The organism is Microbispora sp. H10836 (assembly GCF_012999525.1).
Classification (GTDB): domain Bacteria; phylum Actinomycetota; class Actinomycetes; order Streptosporangiales; family Streptosporangiaceae; genus Microbispora.
Window position 1 is genome coordinate 140,280 of record NZ_JABBWU010000016.1, and the last position, 16,926, is coordinate 157,205.

Here is a 16,926-nt window from a genome sequence, read left to right on the forward strand (position 1 = left end):
ATTTCGACAGTGAACAGACGACAGAAAGGTTTCGGCTCGCCTTCGCCGGCTTCGGCCGCGGATGTCGCCGGGGATTTCCCTATTTCCTACCGGCCGTGAATTCCTCCATTCCGCGGCGCCAAAAAAATAAGAGCCACGGCCGATTCGCTCGGCGAACTCTTCGCGGTGCGGTCGCAGGCGGCGACAGCGGTCCGAGTTCCGCTCCCACCGTCGCAGAGCCGGCCGGTGCGGAGCCGAAAACACGTTGCGGCGGACGACCGCGACGCGGAACGCTCCCGGCGTGAGGATGCACGCCGGCCAGCTGACGGTGACACAGGAGACGGTGCGCGCGTTGGTGGACGAGCAGTTCCCCGAGTGGCGGAGCCTGCCCGTGACACGCATCGGCGCCCACGGGACGGTCAACGCCGTCTTCCGCGTCGGCGACCGCTTCACGGCCCGGTTCCCGCTGCTACCCGGCCCGGCCGACGAGCTGCGGCGCCGGCTGGAGTCGGAGGCGGAAGCGGCCCGCGAACTGGCGGGCAGCACCCGCTTTCCCACGCCCGAGCCGGTCGCGCTCGGTGAGCCCGGCGCGGGATACCCGCTTCCGTGGGCGGTGCAGACGTGGCTGCCCGGTGCCGTGGCGGACGACGAGGACCCGGGCGAATCGGTCGCGTTCGCCCACGACCTCGCCGAGCTCATCACCGATCTGCGTGCGGCCGGCACGCGCGGCCGTACGTTCGCCGGCACGGGCCGGGGAGGCGACCTGCGCTCCCACGACGCCTGGATGGAGACCTGCTTCGAGCGCAGCGAACGGCTCCTGGACGTTCCCCGGCTGCGCCGGATGTGGGACATGCTCCGCGTCCTGCCCCGCGAGGCGGCCGACGTGATGTGCCACGGCGATCTCATTCCCGGCAACGTGCTCGTGTCCGCCGGCCGGCTGGCGGGGATCCTCGACGCCGGCGGCTTCGGGCCGGCCGATCCCGCTCTCGACCTCGTGAGCGCCTGGCACCTGCTGGAGGCGGGGCCGCGCCGGGTGCTCCGCCTCGACCTGGAGTGCGACGACCTGGAGTGGGAGCGAGGCAAGGCGTGGGCCTTCGAACAGGCGATGGGACTCGTCTGGTACTACCTCGACACCAACCCCGCCATGGCCCGGATGGGCCGGCGCACGCTGGCACGCATCCTGGCGGACAGCGGGCCCGCCTGAGCCGGTGCGACCGCGATCACGGCGTCGTCAGCCGCGGGTGACCCGCACGCCGCCGAAGACGCCGTAGTTGCGCACGCGGATGACCGGTCCGGAGGAGTCCGGCGTTCCCGGGTCCACCCGACGACCGCCGAACAGGCTGAAGCCCTCGACCTCCACCGTGCTGTCGGCGGGCACCCGCAGCCGCACACCGCCCGCGATCGAGATCTTCGTGACCGAGGTGACCGGCGCGATCTCGGCGTCGCTGAAATCGAGGTCGGCGCCACCGAGGGGGGTGAGGACCACGGTGTCCGCGGGCACCCGCCCCGCCCCCCGGCGCTTCAGGCCGCCGAGAAGGGCGATGTGCCAGTCCGTACGCTGCGATGATGTCGTGTTCGTCATGACCTTTACGGTACGGACCGCCCGATCCGGCGATAAGTGCCGTGCGTCGTGTCATCACCCGTGACACCTGTCATATCGGCAGCTCAGGCGTGATGAGAGGCGGCCCGCCGCTCGCGCTCGCTCAGGTGCCGAGGCGGTAGACGCGTTCCGCCGTTCCCCGGAATACCGCGTCACGCTCGGCGGCCGACAGCCCCGCGTCCGTGAGCAGCGCGCGCACGGTCTCCGCCCACAGGGGCAGGGCGCCCGCGAGGAGGCAGACGGGCCAGTCGGAGCCGAACATCAGACGCCCGGGCCCGAACGCGTCGAGCGCGACGTCGGCGTACGGCCGCAGCCGCGCCGCGTCCCAGTCGTCCCAGGCCGCCTCGGTGATCAGGCCGGAGAGCTTGGCCGTCACGTTCGGCTCGGCGGCCAGCTCACGGACGAGACCGGCCCACGGTTCGAGCTCGCCGGACGCGACCGGAGGTTTGGCCAGGTGGTCGAGGACGAAGGCCAGCTCGGGAAGGGCCCGTACGGTCTCGATCGCGGCGGGCAACTGGTGGGGCAGGACGAGCAGGTCGTAGACGAGCCCGGCCGCCGCCACCTGACGCAGTCCTTCGCGGACGTCGTCGCGGGCGAGCCAACGGGGGTCGCTTTCGCCCTGCACGAGGTGGCGGATGCCGCGCAGCAGTTCGCCGCCCGGTGAGGCGGCGAGCGCGGCGAGTTCGGCGGCGAGATCGGGCCGGGTGAGATCGGCCCACCCCACCACGGCGGCGACGGTGTCCGACCGCGCCGCCAGCGCGAGGAACTCCCGGGTCTCCTCGGCGTCGGGCAGGACCTGTACGAGCACCGAGCTCCCGATTCGCGCTTCCGCCGCGACGGCGGCGTAGTCGGAGGCGGTGAAGTCGCGGCGGATCCGCGCCATCTTCGGAGGATCGAGCCAGGTCTGCGGCCGCCGGGACAGCTCCCAGAGATGGTGATGAGCGTCGACGATCGTCCCAGTGGATGTCCCAGTGGATGTCCCAGTGGATGTCCCAGTGGATGTCCCAGTGGATGTCGCGGTGGATGTCACAGCGCGTCAAAAGCCTCTCGTGCCAGTTCCCGTAATGGTTTTCCGGTGACCTGGGCCAGCCTGGCCAGGTCGTCGTGCTCGGGTTTGACCCCCCACGGCCCGTGCTTCATCCGCACGTCCTGGCCGTACAGCCGCACGGTCTCGAAGTGCCGGGGCAGCGCCACCTTCTCGACCACGCTGCGCCGCAACCCCAGGCTGCCCGTCTCGGCCAGGACGAGTTCCTGCAGACGGCCGGCCAGTTCGACGGGCGCGAGCACGTGCAGGACGTGCGCGGGCCGGCCTTTCTTCATGACCGCCGGAGTGATCCACGCGTCCGCCGCGCCCGCGGCCAGGGCGCGCTCGATGACGTGCCCGAGAATCTCACCGGTCACGTCGTCGAGGTTCGTCGACAGGACGACCTGGTGGTCCGGGCCGGCGGTGAGCCGCCCGAGCATCGCCACCGTCACGTTCGGCCGGTCGGGCAGCTCGCGGGTGCCCGCGCCGTACCCCGTGGCGTGCAGTTCCATCTCCGGGACCGCGCCGTACACCGCGCCGTACACCGTGCCCGCGGCGTGGAGCAGGGCCGCCCCGGTCGGCGTGACCGCCTCCCCCGCCGCTCCGGCTCGCACCCGCGCTCCCTTCAGCAGGGCGAGCGTGGCGGGAGCGGGCACGGGCAGCACGCCGTGACGGGTCCGCACGGTGCCGCTGCCCAGCGGCAGCGGTGCGCAGTGGACGCGCGTCACGCCGAGGTCGCGCAGGGCCGCCGCGCAGCCGACGATGTCGATCAGTGTGTCGTGCCCGCCGAGCTCGTGCAGGTGGACGCCGGCGGGCGGAACGCCGTGCAGCGCGCCCTCGGCCTCGGCGATCGCGGTCAGCGCCTCGTCGGCGACGGGCAGGCCGGCCCGGGCCGCCATCGCGATCAGCTCCGCGGCGGGGCGCTCACTTGCGTCGTCCTCGACGTCGATCAGGACGCGGGTGGCGGTCAGCGCTCCGGTCCGCACGCGCTCGGCGTCCAGCCGCCACCCGGTCAGGCCGGTCAGGGCGACGGCCCGGCGTACGGCGTCGAGGGAGGCGCCCGCGTCCAGGAGTGCCCCGAGCAGCATGTCGCCGGCCAGGCCGGTGAACGGATTCAGGAAGAGGATCACCTCGGCCCCCTCGTGAGGCGGAAGGCCGCGAGCGCGGCGCCGAATCCGGAGTCGATGTTGACCACGGTGATCCCCGCCGCGCACGAGGTGAGCATGGCGAGCAGGGCCGTCACGCCCTCCAGCGCGGCGCCGTAACCGGTGCTGGTGGGCACGGCGATCACCGGCGTCTCGACCAGGCCGCCGATCACGCTCGCCAGCGCCCCTTCCATACCGGCGATGACGATGACGCTGTCGGCCGCGCGCAGGTCCTCGACGGCGGCGAGCACGCGATGCAGCCCGGCCACTCCCACGTCCCTGATCAGGGTGGTGCGCAGGCCGAGGGCGGATGCGACTGCCGCGGCCTCGGCGGCCACCGGGCCGTCCGCGGTCCCGGCCGTGACCACGGCGACCGTGTGCTCGATCGCCCGGGGCTCGCGCCAGACCAGCAGCCGGGCGTCCCGGTCGTACCGGCCGCCGGGGACACGCCCGAGCACGGCCTCGGCGGCGTCGGGGCCGACCCGGGTCACCAGGACGGGCCCGGTGTTGCGGCCGAGCAGCGTGGTGACGATTCCGGTGATCTCGGTCACCTGTTTGCCCGGACCATAGACGATCTCGGGCAGTCCCTGGCGCGCCTCGCGGTCGAGGTCGACGCGCGCGTAACCGAGGTCGAGGGCGTCGCTCACGGCCTCCTCCCGCTCGACGGCGCGCGGTCGCGTTCGCTCCGCCTGTTCATGACGGAACGATGTATCCGACGGTCAGCAGGAGGTTCGCGTAGAGCCGGTCGTCGCCGGTCGCCACCGCGAAGGCGACGTCGGGGCCCTTCGCGGCCTCGTAGAACTCGAGACGTCCCATGGGTTCGATGGGCCGCTGCGGGCCGAGCAGCTCCCGGTAGCGGGTGAGCACCTCGGGCTCGCCGCCTTCGTCGGGACGCATCGAGTGGACCGACTCCAGCGGCACGGCGTCCACGAGCACCTCCAGGACGTCGTCCACGCGGACCAGCCCGGGACGCAGGTTGAGGTGGATCACCGGGGCGCCGGCCCGCACATTGGTGGCGTGGGCGTAGTTGGCGTCGGCGAGCAGAAGGCGCGATCCGTGGCCGGTGGCCGCGAGCGCGGCCAGCAGCGGCGGGTGGATCAGGGGGTAGCGGAGCACGTCATTCTCCCCCGAGGTACGGAATGGTCATGGGCCCCTCGGGCAGGACGCAGACCCGGCCGGGCAGTGCGCGCACGGTGGCGGCGATGTCGCCGGTCTGTTCCAGGTGGGCGGCGGCGAGGTCGGCGTCGCTCAGGTGCGAGGTGTGCATGACCACGCGAGCGTGCCGCTGGATGCGGGCCTGGATCTGGACCTGCCACTGGTCGGGCACCGTCTCGGTGCGGCGGGAGATCTCCTCGAACAGCGCGTCCGGGGAGGCCGCGGAGGTGAGCACGTCCCGGTAGGAGCCGTGGTCGGGGAACCCGTCCCGGCACTCGGCGGCGCAGACGATCGTGCCGCCGGGCCGCACGACCTGGGCGGCGGCGCTCATGCCCTTCACCGACTGGTAGAGGTTCTGGTCCAGCGGGAATCCGGCGTTGGTGGTCACCACCACGTCGAAGGGCTCGGCGACCGGCCGCATCGCGGCGGCGCGGGCGGCGGCCGTGGCGGCGGCGTGCATCGGCGGCAGGTCGCCGCCGAACGCCCGGACGATCTTCTGCTCCCGGTTGAGCACGACGTCGAGGGCGAAGGTGACCCCGGTCGCCTCCGCGATGGCGCGGACGTCGTCGTGCACCGGGTTGCCCTCGATGACGCCCCAGGTGGCACGGGGATCGCCGATGCGGGCCGCGTCGTGCAGAGTGAGCACGGTCTCCAGGGCGGCGAGGCCGGGTGCGACCAGTTTGGGGCCGCCGGAGAACCCGGCGAAGAAGTGCGGCTCGACGAAGCCCGTCGTGATCCGCACGTCGGCGTCCGTCCACTCCCGGTTCAGCCAAACGGGGACGTCCTTGCCGTGACGGCCCATCCACCTCAGGGACGACGCGTCGCGCGCGTCGTGGTTGACGATCCGCACGGCGTCGACGACCTGGTCACCGAACATCGCGCGCAGTTCCGCGTCGGTGTTGCCGCGGTGGGTTCCGGTGGCCACCAGGATCACCACGTCGCCGGTGTCGACGATCCCGTCCAGCTCCGCCAGGATCGCCGGGATCATCAGGTGGCGCGGCTGGGGTCTCGTGCCGTCGCAGGCGGAGATCGCCACCGTCTGGCCGGGGCGCACCCGCTCGCGCAGCGGCGGGCCCGCGACCGGTTCACGCAGGGCCCGCAGCACCTCGGCGGCCTCGTCCGCCACGGCGGGCCGGGCGACCGGCGCGATCACCGTGGTCCGGTCGTCCGGCAGGTCCACCACGAGACCGTCCGTGCCGTAGGCGAGCTCAACGCGCATGGTCCAGCTCCTCCCACAGTTCCCCGGGCACGGGGGTGGCGGCCAGGCCGAGGTCCTCCCGCACCTCCTCCGCGCTGCGCGCGCCGAACAGGACCGTGGTGACGGCCGGATGCCGGTGCGGGAACAGCAGGGCCGCCGCCGGCAGCGGCACGCCGTACGACGCGCAGATCCGCTCCAGTTCGCGCGCCCGCTGGAGTACGGCCGGCGGGGCTGCGTCGTAGTCGTAGGTGACGCCCCCGGCGAGGACGCCGCTGTTGAACACCCCGCCGGCGACGACGGCGACGCCGCGCCGTTCGCATTCGGGCAGCAGTTCCCCGGCGGCGGAGCGGTCGAGCAGCGTGTAGCGTCCCGCGACCAGCACGGCGTCCAGGTCGGTCTCGCGGACGAACCTGGTCAGCATCTCGGCCTGGTTCATCCCGGCGCCGATCGCGCCGATCACTCCCTGGTCGCGCAGCTCGGCCAGCGCGGGGTACGCCTCGCCCGCGGCCTGCTCCCAGTGGTCGTCCGGGTCGTGGATGAACACCAGGTCGAACCGGTCCAGCCCGGTGCGCTTCAGGCTGTCGTCCAGCGAGCGCAGCACCCCGTCGCGGCTGTAGTCCCGCACCCGCACGTACTGCGTGCGGCCGGGAAACCCGTCCTCCTCGCCCTGCCCGGGCACCAGGACGCGGCCGATCTTCGTGGAGACGACCGCCTCCCTCGCGGCCTGACCGGGCAGGCCGCGCAGGAAGCGTCCGAGACGCTCCTCCGCCAGGCCGGTCCCGTAGTGCGGCGCGGTGTCGAAGTAGCGGATCCCCGCCTCCCACGCGGCGGCCAGCGCCTGCTCGGCCTGCTTTTCGCTCACCGGCGCGAACAGCCCGCCCAACGGCGCGGTGCCCAGCCCGTACGGCCCGAGGGAGAGCGTCACGAGGTCACCGGCCTCAGCCGCAGGCCGGACATCCCGCCGTCCACGGCCAGCTCGACCCCGGCCGTCGAGGCCGCGCGCGGGCTGGCCAGGTACGCGACGGCGTGGGCGACCTCCTGCGCCGTGACCAGGCGGCCGTGCGGCTGCCGGGCGGACAACGCCGCGCGCTCGGCCTGCGGATCGGGAGCGGCGTCCAGCAGCCGGCCGACCCAGGGGGTGTCGACGGTGCCGGGGTTGACGCAGTTGACCCGGATCCCCTCGCGAAGGTGGTCGGCCGCCATCGCGCGGGTGAGCGCGAGCACCGCCCCCTTGGACGCCGAATACAGCGCCCGCTGCGGCAGCCCCGCGGTGGCGGCGATCGAGCAGGTGTTGACGATCGCCGCGTGCGGGGACATGCGCAGGTGCGGCAGCGCCGCCCGGGTCACCCGGGCGATCCCCACCACGTTCAGGTCGAACACCCGCAGCCATTCGGCGTCGTCGTTGTCGGCCACCGTGCCCTGCGCGCCGATGCCCGCGTTGTTCACCAGCACGTCGATCCGGCCGTAGCGCTCCGCCACCGCCGCCACCGCCGCGCGTACGGAGGCGTCGTCGGTGACATCGCAGACGAACTCGGTGTCCTTGAGGTCCAGAACGGCGACCCGGGCGCCCCGTGCGGCCAGTTCCTCGGCGACGGCCCTGCCGATGCCCGAGGCCCCGCCGGTGACGATCGCCACCAGGCCCTCGAACTCCTCACTCATGCCTGGCCCACCCGCTGGCGCTGGCGGCCGAGGCCGTCGATCTCCAGCTCCACCACGTCACCCTCCCGCAGGTACGCCTGCGGGCCACGGCCGAGTGCCACACCCGCCGGCGTGCCGGTGTTCACCACGTCGCCCGGCTCCAGCACCATGAACTGGCTGAGGTACCAGATCACGTGATGCACGCCGAAGATCTGGTTCTTCGTGTTCCCGTTCTGGCGCAGCTCGCCGTTGACCCACAGCCGCAAACCCAGCGCCTGCGGGTCGCCGGCCTCGTCCGCCGTCACCAGCCACGGGCCGAGCGGGTTGAACGTTTCACACGACTTGCCCTTGTCCCACTGACCGCCGCGCTCGTTCTGGAACTCCCGCTCCGACACGTCGTTGGCGATCGCATACCCGGCGATCACCTCGGCCGCGTCGTCCGGGGAGTCCAGGTAACGGGCCGTACGGCCGAGGATCACCGCCAGCTCGACCTCGTAGTCGGTCTTCACGCTGCGCCGCGGCACCAGCACCTCGTCGTCGGGACCGACGAGCGTGTTGGACGCCTTCATGAACACCACCGGCTCGGCGGGGATCGCCGCCCCGGTCTCCTCCGCGTGGTCGGAGTAGTTCAGGCCGATGCACACGATCTTCCCCGGCCTGGCGATCGGCGCGCCCACCCGCTCGTACGGCCCGGCCTCGGGCAGGGCGCCCTCCGCCAGGGCGGTCCGCACGCGCTCGACGCCCCCTCCCGCGAGGAACGCGCCGTCGATGTCGGCCGTCAGCGACGACAGGTCGAGCACCCGCCCGTCCGGTCCCATCGCACAAGGCCGCTCCTCACCCGCCGGACCCACTCGCAACAGCTTCACGATCTGCCTTCTCCCGCTGGTGTCACAGGTGCGTATGTTGTGCCGAGCCTGTCAGATTCATCGGGTTGAAGTAAAGCCTCTTATGGGGCATTTGCCGATTCTCTTGACCATCGCTCCCGGTGACCCTACTGTTCGATCCATATTCATCCGACCAATTGGAGTCCGCCCATGCCGGTGATCACTTCCGTGGACGTGATCGACATCAGGTTCCCCACCTCCGCGACACTCGACGGCTCGGACGCGATGAACCCGGACGGCGACTACTCGGCGGCATACGTGGTGCTGGAGACCGACGGCGACCTGGCCGGGCACGGCCTGACGTTCACCATCGGGCGCGGCAACGACCTGTGCGTGGCGGCGGCCCGGCAGATCGGGGCCCGGCTGGCCGGGCGTGACGTGGACGAGCTGGCGGGCGACCTTGGCGGCCTTTACCAGGAGATCATGTCCGACAGCCAGATGCGCTGGCTCGGTCCGGAGAAGGGCGTGGTGCACCTCGCCGCCGCGGCCGTGCTGAACGCCGCCTGGGACCTTGCCGCACGCCGGGCCGGCGTACCCCTGTGGCGCCTCATTGCCGACATGTCGCCCGAGGAACTGGTGGCCGCCTGCGACTTCCGCTACCTGTCCGACGTGCTGACTCCCGCCGAGGCCGTCGAGATGCTGGCCAGGCTCGCGCCGACGCGCGGGGAACGGATCGCCGAACTCGCCGCGCGCGGCTACCCCGCCTACAACACCACCCCGGGCTGGCTCGGCTACGACGACGGCAAACTGCGCCAGCTTCTCCGTGAGGCCGTCGCCGACGGCTGGACGCACGTCAAGCTCAAGGTCGGCGCGAACGTCGAGGACGACGTCCGCCGCCTGTCGATCGCCCGTGAGGAGCTCGGCGAGCGCACGCTGATGATCGACGCCAACCAGGTGTGGGACGTGCCCCAGGCCATCGAGTGGGTCAACCGGCTCGCGCCCTACGAGCCGCTGTGGATCGAGGAGCCGACCAGCCCCGACGACGTCCTCGGCCACGCGGCCATCCGCAAGGCCGTCGCCCCCGTCGGCGTCGCCACCGGCGAACACTGCCACAACCGGGTCATGTTCAAGCAACTCCTGCAGGCCGGCGCGATCGACTTCTGCCAGATCGACTCCTGCCGGCTGGCATCGGTCAACGAGATCGTCCCCGTGTTGCTGATGGCGGCCAAGTTCGGCGTGCCGGTCTGCCCGCACGCGGGCGGCGTGGGCCTGTGCGAGCTGGTCCAGCACATGTCCGTCGTCGACTACGTCTGCGTGAGCGGCAGCCTGGAGGGCCGGGTCCTCGAGTACGTCGACCACCTGCACGAGCACTTCACCGATCCCGTCCGCATCGAGCACGGCCACTACCGGCTGCCCGAGGCCCCCGGCTACAGCGGCCGCATGCATCCCGAGTCGATCGCCGGCTACCGCTACCCTGATGGCCACCATTGGGGAGGCTGAGTGGGCGCCATCGAGACGGCGATCGACACGGTCAAACAGATGATCATCGACGGGAAGCTGCGCCCCGGGCAGAAGCTTCCCGCCGAGAAGGACCTCGCCGAACAACTCGGCGTCGCCCGCAACACCCTGCGCGAGGCCGTACGCGCGCTGATCGCCATGCGGGTCCTGCAGACGCGCCAGGGCGACGGCACCTACGTCACCAGCCTGTCTCCGGACCTTCTGCTCGACGGGATGAGTTTCGTCGCCGACATCCATCTGGACGCTGGGGCCGGGCAGTTCCTGCACGTCCGCAGAATCCTGGAGGCGGAGGCCACGGCCCTCGCCGCCACGCGCATCCCCGACGCCGACCTCGCCCGCCTGGGTGAGCTGCTCGACGACGCCGAGCAGGTCGCCGCGGAAACCGTGATCGACCACGAGAAACTCGTCGCCCTCGACCAGGACTTCCACGCCCTCATCACCTCCCACTGCGGCAACGCCGTGCTCGCCGCCGTGATCCACAACATGTCCGGCCGGACCGTACGCGCCCGCGTCTGGCGCGGCATGAGCGACCCCGAGGCGGTCCAGCGCACCCTGCGGGAGCACCGCGCCGTACATCGGGCCCTGCTGGCACGGGACGCCGAGCGGGCCCGGCTCCACGCCGCCCTGCACGTCCTCGGGGTCGAGGAGAGCGTCACCGGTTCACGTACGTATGGAGGCGCCGATGAGTGACCGCGCTGCTCCCGCGGACCGGACGACGGCGAACGCCCCGGACGGCGCCCCGGACCAACTGACGGCGCAACTGATGGCGCGGCTGACGTCCCGGCTGCGCGAGGAGAGTGCGCTCGTCGTCGCCTACTCCGGCGGCGCGGACTCCGCGTTGCTCGCCTTCGCCGCCGCGAGGGCACTCGGAACCCGGGCGCTCGCCGTCACCGCGGTCTCCCCCAGCCTCGCCGCCTCCGAACGGGCCGCGGCCCGTGACTTCGCGCGCCGCCACGCACTGGCGCACCTGGAGGTCCGCACCGACGAGGCCGACCGGCCCGAGTACGCCGCCAACGGCCGCGACCGCTGCTACCACTGCAAGTCCGCGCTGTTCGACGCGCTCGCGCCGCTGGCGGCCGCCATGGACGCCAGGATCGCGCTCGGCACCAACCTCGACGACCTCGGCGACCACCGCCCCGGCCAGCGGGCCGCGGCCGAGCGCGGGGCCGTCGCACCGCTGGTGGACGCCGGGTTCACCAAGGCCGACGTCCGCGCGGTCAGCCGGGAACTCGGCCTGGTCACCGCGGACAAACCCGCCGCGCCCTGCCTGGCCTCGCGGGTCAGCTACGGGGACCCGGTCACCCCGCAGGTCCTGCGCAGGATCGAGACCGCCGAGGCCGCGCTGCGCGACCTCGGCTTCCCGGTGTGCCGGGTGCGCGCCCACGCCGGCGGCACACTCGCCCGGATCGAGGTGCCGCAGGCCGAGATCCCCCGCGCGTGTGAGCTGCGCGAGCGCGTCGACGCCGCGGTCCGCGGCGCCGGCTTCACCTTCTGCTCGCTGGACCTGTCCGGTTTCGCGTCCGGGCGCCTCAACGCGCTGCTGCCGCTGCTCCCCTCCTGACCTGCCGCCGCTGCCCTCACAACCGCCTCGTGAGCGGTCGGCCGCCGAGCCCTGCACGGACGCCGGCGGCCCGGGCGCTCTCGTACGCGCCCGGGCTGCCGGAATCCGTCAGTCCTGCGACTTGCCGCCGGTGAGGCGGGAGATCGCGAGCGCGGTGAGGATGATCGCCCCGTTGAGCGCCTGGATCCACTGCGCGGGGACGCCCGCGAGAGTGAGAACGTTCTGGATCATGTAGAGCAGCAGGATGCCGGTGAACGCGCCGAACACGGTGCCCTTGCCTCCGTTGAGGCTGACGCCGCCGATGACGGCGGCGGCGAACACCGTGAAGATCGCCCCGTCGCCCTGGGCTGCGGCGACGGAGGCGAGCCGGCCCGTCAGCAGGAGGCCGCCGATCGCGGCCAGCAGGCTGGCGGAGATCAGCGTGATCCACAGGACCCGGTCGGTGCGGATACCGGCCGCCTTGGCGGCGTCGACGTTGCCGCCGATCGCGTAGAGCGCCCGGCCGAACCGGGTGAAGCCCATCACCACGATGCCGGCTGCGAACAGCAGCAGGCAGATCCAGATCGACGCCGGCACGCCGAGCCACATCGTGGAGCCGAAGTAGGTCATCGAGTCGGGGAGGTTGAAGAAGGTCTGCCCGCCGGAGATGCCGGTGAGGAGACCGCGCAGCACGATGAGCATGCCCAGCGTGACGATGAAGCCGTTGAGCCCGAAGCGGACGATGAACAGCGAGTTCACCACTCCGACCAGCACCCCCACCGCGAGGGTGATGGGAATCCCCCAGGCGCCCGGCAACAGCCCGAGCCCGGCCCCCGTTCCGCTGGCGACCGTCAGCCAGGCGGCGACGCCGGGCGCCAGCCCGAAGGTCGACTCCAGCGAGAGGTCCATCCTGCCCGCGATCAGCACGAGCGTCTGCGCCAGGACGAGGAGCGAGATCTCCGACATCGTCTGCAGGATGTTGATCAGGTTGTCGCTCTGCAGGAAGATCGGGTTGACGATCTGCCCGACGATCGCGATCACGATGACCGCGGGGACCAGCGCGAAGTCCCGCAGCCGCGCCAGGGGGATCGCCGGGCGGCGCCGTCCCGCCTCCTCCGGGGGCGGGCTCGGCGGGTGCCCCGTCGCGGCGTGTTCGGCGGTGGTCTCAGGCATCGAGGTCGACTCCTTCCATGGCGGCCACCATCTCGTGGTCGTGCCAGCCGGCGGCCAGTTCCGCGACAACGCGGCCGTGGAACATCACCAGCACCCGGTTGCACAGGCGCAGGTCGTCTAATTCATCGGAGGCGATCACGACGCCGGTCCCGCTGTCGGCGATCTCCTCGACCTTGCCGAGCAGGAACTCCTTCGACCGGACGTCGACCCCGGCGGTCGGCGTGATCAGCACGAGCAGCCGGGGATCGTTCGCCAGGGCCCGGGCCATGACGACCTTCTGCTGGTTGCCGCCGGACAGCCCGGAGACGGGGAGTTCCGGGCCGGGTGTCTTGATCGCTAGGTTTTCGATCATTTCGCGGGCCAGCGCGTCCTTGCGGCGGCCGCTGACGAAGCCCGCCTGACCGAGCCGCTCGGGCACGGTCATCGTGGCGTTGTCCGCGATCGACATCAGGGGGACGAGCCCCTGGTGGTGGCGGTCCCGGGGCACGAAGCCCACACCGGCGGCCAGCGACTCCGGCACGCTTCCGGGGCGGGGGCGGCTCCCGGCGACCTCCAGGGTTCCCTCCTGGGGGGCGCGCAGCCCGACGAAGGTCTCGGCGAGCTCGGTCTTCCCGCTGCCGCCCAGGCCCGCCAGCCCCACGATCTCCCCGGCCCGGACCTGGATGTCGACGTTCTGGTAGACGTCGCCGTCCGACAGGCCCCGTACGTCGAGGACCACCGGGGTCTCCGCCGCGACCGGCGGGCGGACGGCGTGCTCCCGCAGGCCCGCCGCCTCACCGGTCATCGCCGCCACCAACTCGCCCTGCGGCAGGTCCGTCACCGGCGCGGTGAGGATGTGCCGGGCGTCCCGGTAGACGGTGACCGTGTCGCAGATCTCGTAGATCTCCTGCAGGTGGTGGCTGATGAACAGGAAAGTGATTCCCTGCTCGCGCATCGCCCGCATCCGGTCGAACAGACGGGCGATCGCCGCGCCGTCGAGCTGGGCGGTGGGCTCGTCGAGGATGATGAACCTCGCGCCGAACGACAGCGCCCGGGCGATCTCCACGAACTGCCGCTGCTCCACTCCGAGCTCCCCGGCCGGCCGGCGGACGTCGACGTCCACCGACCAGGCCTCCAGCAGCTCGGCCGCCTTCCGCCACAAGCCCTTCCAGCCCACCAGCCCGAACCGGTTCCGGTCGTGCCGGTTCAGGTAGAGGTTCTCCGCCACGGTCAGCTCAGGGATGATCGTGGACTTCTGGTAGACGCAGGCGACCCGCTCCCGCCAGGCGTCGCGGTCCGCGGGCCGCGGAGCGGGGGCCCCGGCGAAGCGGACCTCGCCGTCGTCGGGCGCCTGCAGTCCCGTCAGGATGGAGACCAGGGTCGACTTGCCCGCGCCGTTGCGGCCGACGAGGGCGTGCGTCTCCCCCGGGTTGATCGTGATGTGCGCCCGGTCGAGCGCCACCGTCTCGCCGTATCTCTTGGTGATGCGCTCCGCCTCGGCGACGGGCGAGCCCGTGCGGGTCCGCCCGTCGTCGTGAGCGGGTGGAGGGCTCGCGGGCCCTCCCGCGAACTCATCCATGGGTCACGCCCTCTCAGCTCAGGTTGTTGCCCCACAGCGACTTGTCGTCGTACTTCACGCTGGGGATGTCTCCGTACGTGCCGCCGTCGGCGGTGACGAGCGGCGCGGACAGCTGGTCTTCCAGCAGGCCGGGCCGCACCTGGATGATGGTGCTGTCATGGTCGGTCTTGCCCGGCTGGAAGGTCTTGCCCTCGACCGCGGCCTTCGCGTACGACAGCGCCCACTTGGCGTACAGGTCCGCGGGCTGGGAGACGGTCGCGTCGATGTTGCCGGCCGCGATGTCCTTCAGCTCCTGCGGGATGCCGTCGTTGGAGACCACGAAGACGTGCTTGGGGTCGTCCGGCGGCACCAGCAGGTCACGCTGCTTGAGCACCTGCAGCGTGCCCGCGAGGGCGAAGCTCGACTGCATGTAGACGCCCTTGACGTCCGGGTTCGCGGTCAGGACCGTGGAGAGCTTCTGCGAGGCCACGGCGCCGTCCCAGTTCGTCGCCTCACCGAACACCTTGATGCCGGGATAGTTCTGCTTCATGCAGTCGTTGAACGCCTCGGTGCGGTCCCGGCCGTTGATCGAGGCCAGGTCGCCCTCCAGCATGACCACCTTGCCCTTGCCCTGAAGCTTCTCGCCCAGGAAGCGGCAGGCCTTCTCCCCGTACGCGCGGTTGTCGGCGCGGACGACCATGAAGGCGTTCCCCGTGTCGGGCCGCGTGTCCACCAGCACGGCGGGGATCTTCTTGCTCTCGAGCTGCTGCAGTGTGGGGGCCACGGCGGCGGTGTCCTGCGGCGCCATGACCACGGCCTTCACGCCCTGCCCGACCAGGGTCTGCACGTTGGAGGTGAGCTTCGCGATGTCGTTCTGGGAGTTGGTGGTCTTGGTGTCCGCTCCCAGCTCGCCGGCGGACTTCGGCACGTAGCTGATGTAGGAGTTCCAGAAGTCTGTGTCCGAACGCGGGTAGTCCACGCCGATGACCGGCTTCGCCGCGGTGTCGCCACCGCCGCCGGAGCCGCCGTTCTCGCTGTTCCCGCCGCAGGCCACGGCGAGGCACCCCGATAAAGTCAAGGCCGCGGCGAGCGCGAACCGTCTGCGTACCATCGTTTCTCCTTCTGAAGCACCACGGGTGCCATGCCGTCGCTGACCGCGCCGCGCTCGGACAGGGCCCGAGCATGCCGCGCGGACTCCGGCGAGGTTCGCCTGGAGCGAGCTCATCATCGACAGGACATGGGATGTCTTTCTATGACCAAACCCCGGTCAGTGTCCAGACCCTAGGGAAGAATCACGAAAATCCCTCGCACTCGTACACGAAGGGTCCGACGTATCGCGTGCTCCCACGGTCGGGAGGAAGGCAGATACATCGCATGGCCAGCCCTCCGGACAGCGGGGCGTGTGCGGGTTCTCCGCCTGGAGGTATCAGAATCCTCCTATGTCGTTGACCGAGCAGGCGATCGAACGCATCAGGCAGCGCATCAAGGACGGGACCCTCCCCCCGGGCGCCCGGCTGCCTCCGGAACAGGAACTCGCCGCCGAACTGGGCCTGTCCCGCAACCTCCTCAGAGAAGCCGTACGCTCTCTCGTCACCACCCGCGTCCTCGAAGTACGCAGAGGCGACGGCACCTACGTCACCAGCCTCACCCCCGAACTACTCCTCGAAGGCGTCGGCCTCGCCGTCGAGATGATGCGCGGCGACGATCTCCTGGAAATCACCGAAGTACGCCGCCTCTTCGAACCCGTCGCCACCGGACTGGCCGCCACCCGCATCACCCCCGGCCAGCTCGCCGAAGTCGAACGCCACCTCAACGCCATGATCGAAGCCCAGAACGACGTAGAAGCGCTCAACCACCACGACGACGCCTTCCACCGCGCCGTGTTCGAGGCCACCGGCAACAAGTCCCTGTCCGCCCTGCTCGGCGGCATCGCCGGCCGCACCCTCCGCTCCCGCGTCTGGCGTGGCCTCGCCGAGGAGAACGCCGCCGGCCGCACCATCGCCGAACACGCCGCCATCTACCGCGCCCTCGCCCACCACGACGCCCCACTCGCCCAAGCCGCCGCCCTCATGCACGTCAGCACCACCGAGACCTGGCTGCGCGAGAACCTCGGCCGCTCCCTCACCGACACCACCGCGCAACCACCGCGTTGAGCGCACCGCCGGTCGTCGCAGGGGCGTGAAACTTACAGACATCCCACTTACGAGACGGCAGACGGCTTCAAGACGGCACAGACATGGGTTGTCTGGGCGCCCGGGGCAGCAACGGGATCGACGCCAGGCCATCCGGCATGCCAAAACACCGGCGGCACGCACGGAGTCCGCGGAGCTCCCAGCCCAGGCCCGGATCTTCGCCGACCTCGGGGACTCTTGGCATTCGCGATCACGCCGGACACGCGTCGGCGTCCGCCGTCCGGCGAGAAGCCTGGACAGATCGCCACCGTTGACTTACAAACATCCCATGTCCACATGGTGAAGGTCGTCGCACCATGCGACACATCCGCGAAATGCACGTCCTCGGCCTGCAGGACGTCCATCCCACGCACGGCCGGCGAGGTCTGCCGGCCGGTCGGGAACGCCCCAGCAGAGCTCCCCG

Annotated in this window: 17 protein-coding genes; 5 read left to right on the forward strand and 12 right to left on the reverse strand. The window is 71.5% G+C overall.

Annotated elements, in window-relative coordinates; all coding sequences use genetic code 11:
• Positions 1–286: 286 nt before the first annotated feature.
• Positions 287–1,183: an aminoglycoside phosphotransferase family protein gene (locus HHX30_RS27395; RefSeq protein WP_169985133.1), complete on the forward strand. Its 897-nt coding sequence runs from the start codon at positions 287–289 to the stop codon at positions 1,181–1,183.
• A 27-nt stretch (positions 1,184–1,210) separates the two neighbouring features.
• On the opposite strand, the gene HHX30_RS27400 is transcribed toward HHX30_RS27395, so the two are convergent.
• From HHX30_RS27400 to HHX30_RS27440, 9 genes are all read right to left on the reverse strand, one after another.
• Positions 1,211–1,561, reverse strand: coding sequence for a hypothetical protein (locus HHX30_RS27400; RefSeq protein ID WP_169984997.1), 351 nt, complete (start codon positions 1,559–1,561; stop codon positions 1,211–1,213).
• A 121-nt stretch (positions 1,562–1,682) separates the two neighbouring features.
• A complete protein-coding gene (locus HHX30_RS27405) occupies positions 1,683–2,531 on the reverse strand; it encodes an amidohydrolase (protein WP_169985135.1) in 849 nt (282 codons plus the stop codon).
• A 74-nt stretch (positions 2,532–2,605) separates the two neighbouring features.
• The gene (gene larC, locus HHX30_RS27410) at positions 2,606–3,733 is read right to left on the reverse strand and encodes a nickel pincer cofactor biosynthesis protein LarC (protein ID WP_169984999.1); all 1,128 of its coding nucleotides are present in this window, start codon (positions 3,731–3,733) and stop codon (positions 2,606–2,608) included.
• Complete coding sequence (gene larB / locus HHX30_RS27415; RefSeq protein ID WP_169985000.1) at positions 3,730–4,395, reverse strand: nickel pincer cofactor biosynthesis protein LarB; 666 nt, start codon at positions 4,393–4,395, stop codon at positions 3,730–3,732. The genes larC and larB overlap by 4 nt, the downstream gene beginning before the upstream one ends.
• Positions 4,396–4,441: 46 nt before the next feature.
• A complete protein-coding gene (locus HHX30_RS27420; protein ID WP_169985002.1) occupies positions 4,442–4,864 on the reverse strand; it encodes an RbsD/FucU family protein in 423 nt (140 codons plus the stop codon).
• Between the two features lies 1 nt (position 4,865).
• Positions 4,866–6,122, reverse strand: a complete 1,257-nt coding sequence (gene larA / locus HHX30_RS27425; protein ID WP_169985003.1) for a nickel-dependent lactate racemase — start codon at positions 6,120–6,122, stop codon at positions 4,866–4,868.
• Positions 6,112–7,026 carry an aldo/keto reductase gene (locus HHX30_RS27430; RefSeq protein ID WP_169985005.1) on the reverse strand — a complete coding sequence of 305 codons (915 nt, stop codon included), beginning with the start codon at positions 7,024–7,026 and terminating at the stop codon, positions 6,112–6,114. Before HHX30_RS27430 ends, larA begins: the two co-directional genes overlap by 11 nt.
• Positions 7,023–7,760 carry an SDR family NAD(P)-dependent oxidoreductase gene (locus tag HHX30_RS27435; RefSeq protein WP_169985007.1) on the reverse strand — a complete coding sequence of 246 codons (738 nt, stop codon included), beginning with the start codon at positions 7,758–7,760 and terminating at the stop codon, positions 7,023–7,025. The genes HHX30_RS27430 and HHX30_RS27435 overlap by 4 nt, the downstream gene beginning before the upstream one ends.
• Complete coding sequence (locus HHX30_RS27440; RefSeq protein WP_169985009.1) at positions 7,757–8,605, reverse strand: fumarylacetoacetate hydrolase family protein; 849 nt, start codon at positions 8,603–8,605, stop codon at positions 7,757–7,759. Before HHX30_RS27440 ends, HHX30_RS27435 begins: the two co-directional genes overlap by 4 nt.
• A gap of 168 nt (positions 8,606–8,773) precedes the next feature.
• On the opposite strand from HHX30_RS27440, the gene HHX30_RS27445 reads away from it, so the two are divergent.
• The 3 genes from HHX30_RS27445 to larE are packed head-to-tail and all read left to right on the forward strand — an operon-like array spanning position 8,774 to position 11,642.
• On the forward strand, positions 8,774–10,063 hold the full coding sequence (locus tag HHX30_RS27445; RefSeq protein ID WP_169985011.1) for an enolase C-terminal domain-like protein: 1,290 nt from the start codon (positions 8,774–8,776) through the stop codon (positions 10,061–10,063).
• Positions 10,064–10,771: a FadR/GntR family transcriptional regulator gene (locus HHX30_RS27450; RefSeq protein ID WP_169985013.1), complete on the forward strand. Its 708-nt coding sequence runs from the start codon at positions 10,064–10,066 to the stop codon at positions 10,769–10,771.
• Positions 10,764–11,642 (forward strand): ATP-dependent sacrificial sulfur transferase LarE, encoded by an 879-nt coding sequence (gene larE, locus HHX30_RS27455; RefSeq protein WP_211592592.1) that lies wholly within the window; start codon positions 10,764–10,766, stop codon positions 11,640–11,642. Before HHX30_RS27450 ends, larE begins: the two co-directional genes overlap by 8 nt.
• Before the next feature lie 108 nt (positions 11,643–11,750).
• Here the strand turns inward: larE and HHX30_RS27460 are convergent, their stop codons facing one another.
• The 3 genes from HHX30_RS27460 to HHX30_RS27470 are packed head-to-tail and all read right to left on the reverse strand — an operon-like array spanning position 11,751 to position 15,442.
• On the reverse strand, positions 11,751–12,794 hold the full coding sequence (locus tag HHX30_RS27460; RefSeq protein ID WP_169985015.1) for an ABC transporter permease: 1,044 nt from the start codon (positions 12,792–12,794) through the stop codon (positions 11,751–11,753).
• Positions 12,787–14,352, reverse strand: a complete 1,566-nt coding sequence (locus tag HHX30_RS27465; RefSeq protein WP_169985017.1) for a sugar ABC transporter ATP-binding protein — start codon at positions 14,350–14,352, stop codon at positions 12,787–12,789. Before HHX30_RS27465 ends, HHX30_RS27460 begins: the two co-directional genes overlap by 8 nt.
• Positions 14,353–14,365: 13 nt before the next feature.
• Positions 14,366–15,442 (reverse strand): sugar ABC transporter substrate-binding protein, encoded by a 1,077-nt coding sequence (locus tag HHX30_RS27470; RefSeq protein WP_169985019.1) that lies wholly within the window; start codon positions 15,440–15,442, stop codon positions 14,366–14,368.
• Between the two features lie 328 nt (positions 15,443–15,770).
• On the opposite strand from HHX30_RS27470, the gene HHX30_RS27475 reads away from it, so the two are divergent.
• Positions 15,771–16,484 carry a FadR/GntR family transcriptional regulator gene (locus HHX30_RS27475; protein ID WP_169985021.1) on the forward strand — a complete coding sequence of 238 codons (714 nt, stop codon included), beginning with the start codon at positions 15,771–15,773 and terminating at the stop codon, positions 16,482–16,484.
• Positions 16,485–16,926: the final 442 nt, after the last annotated feature.

Bases quoted from the DNA above. Each gene is read 5' to 3' on its own strand.
- HHX30_RS27460 (WP_169985015.1), bottom strand. From the start codon at position 12,794: ATGCCTGAGACCACCGCCGAACACGCCGCGACGGGGCACCCGCCGAGC.
- larE (WP_211592592.1), top strand. From the start codon at position 10,764: ATGAGTGACCGCGCTGCTCCCGCGGACCGGACGACGGCGAACGCCCCG.
- HHX30_RS27395 (WP_169985133.1), top strand. From the start codon at position 287: ATGCACGCCGGCCAGCTGACGGTGACACAGGAGACGGTGCGCGCGTTG.
- HHX30_RS27470 (WP_169985019.1), bottom strand. From the start codon at position 15,442: ATGGTACGCAGACGGTTCGCGCTCGCCGCGGCCTTGACTTTATCGGGG.
- larA (WP_169985003.1), bottom strand. From the start codon at position 6,122: ATGCGCGTTGAGCTCGCCTACGGCACGGACGGTCTCGTGGTGGACCTG.
- HHX30_RS27465 (WP_169985017.1), bottom strand. From the start codon at position 14,352: ATGGATGAGTTCGCGGGAGGGCCCGCGAGCCCTCCACCCGCTCACGAC.
- HHX30_RS27445 (WP_169985011.1), top strand. From the start codon at position 8,774: ATGCCGGTGATCACTTCCGTGGACGTGATCGACATCAGGTTCCCCACC.
- HHX30_RS27400 (WP_169984997.1), bottom strand. From the start codon at position 1,561: ATGACGAACACGACATCATCGCAGCGTACGGACTGGCACATCGCCCTT.
- HHX30_RS27435 (WP_169985007.1), bottom strand. From the start codon at position 7,760: ATGAGTGAGGAGTTCGAGGGCCTGGTGGCGATCGTCACCGGCGGGGCC.
- HHX30_RS27475 (WP_169985021.1), top strand. From the start codon at position 15,771: ATGTCGTTGACCGAGCAGGCGATCGAACGCATCAGGCAGCGCATCAAG.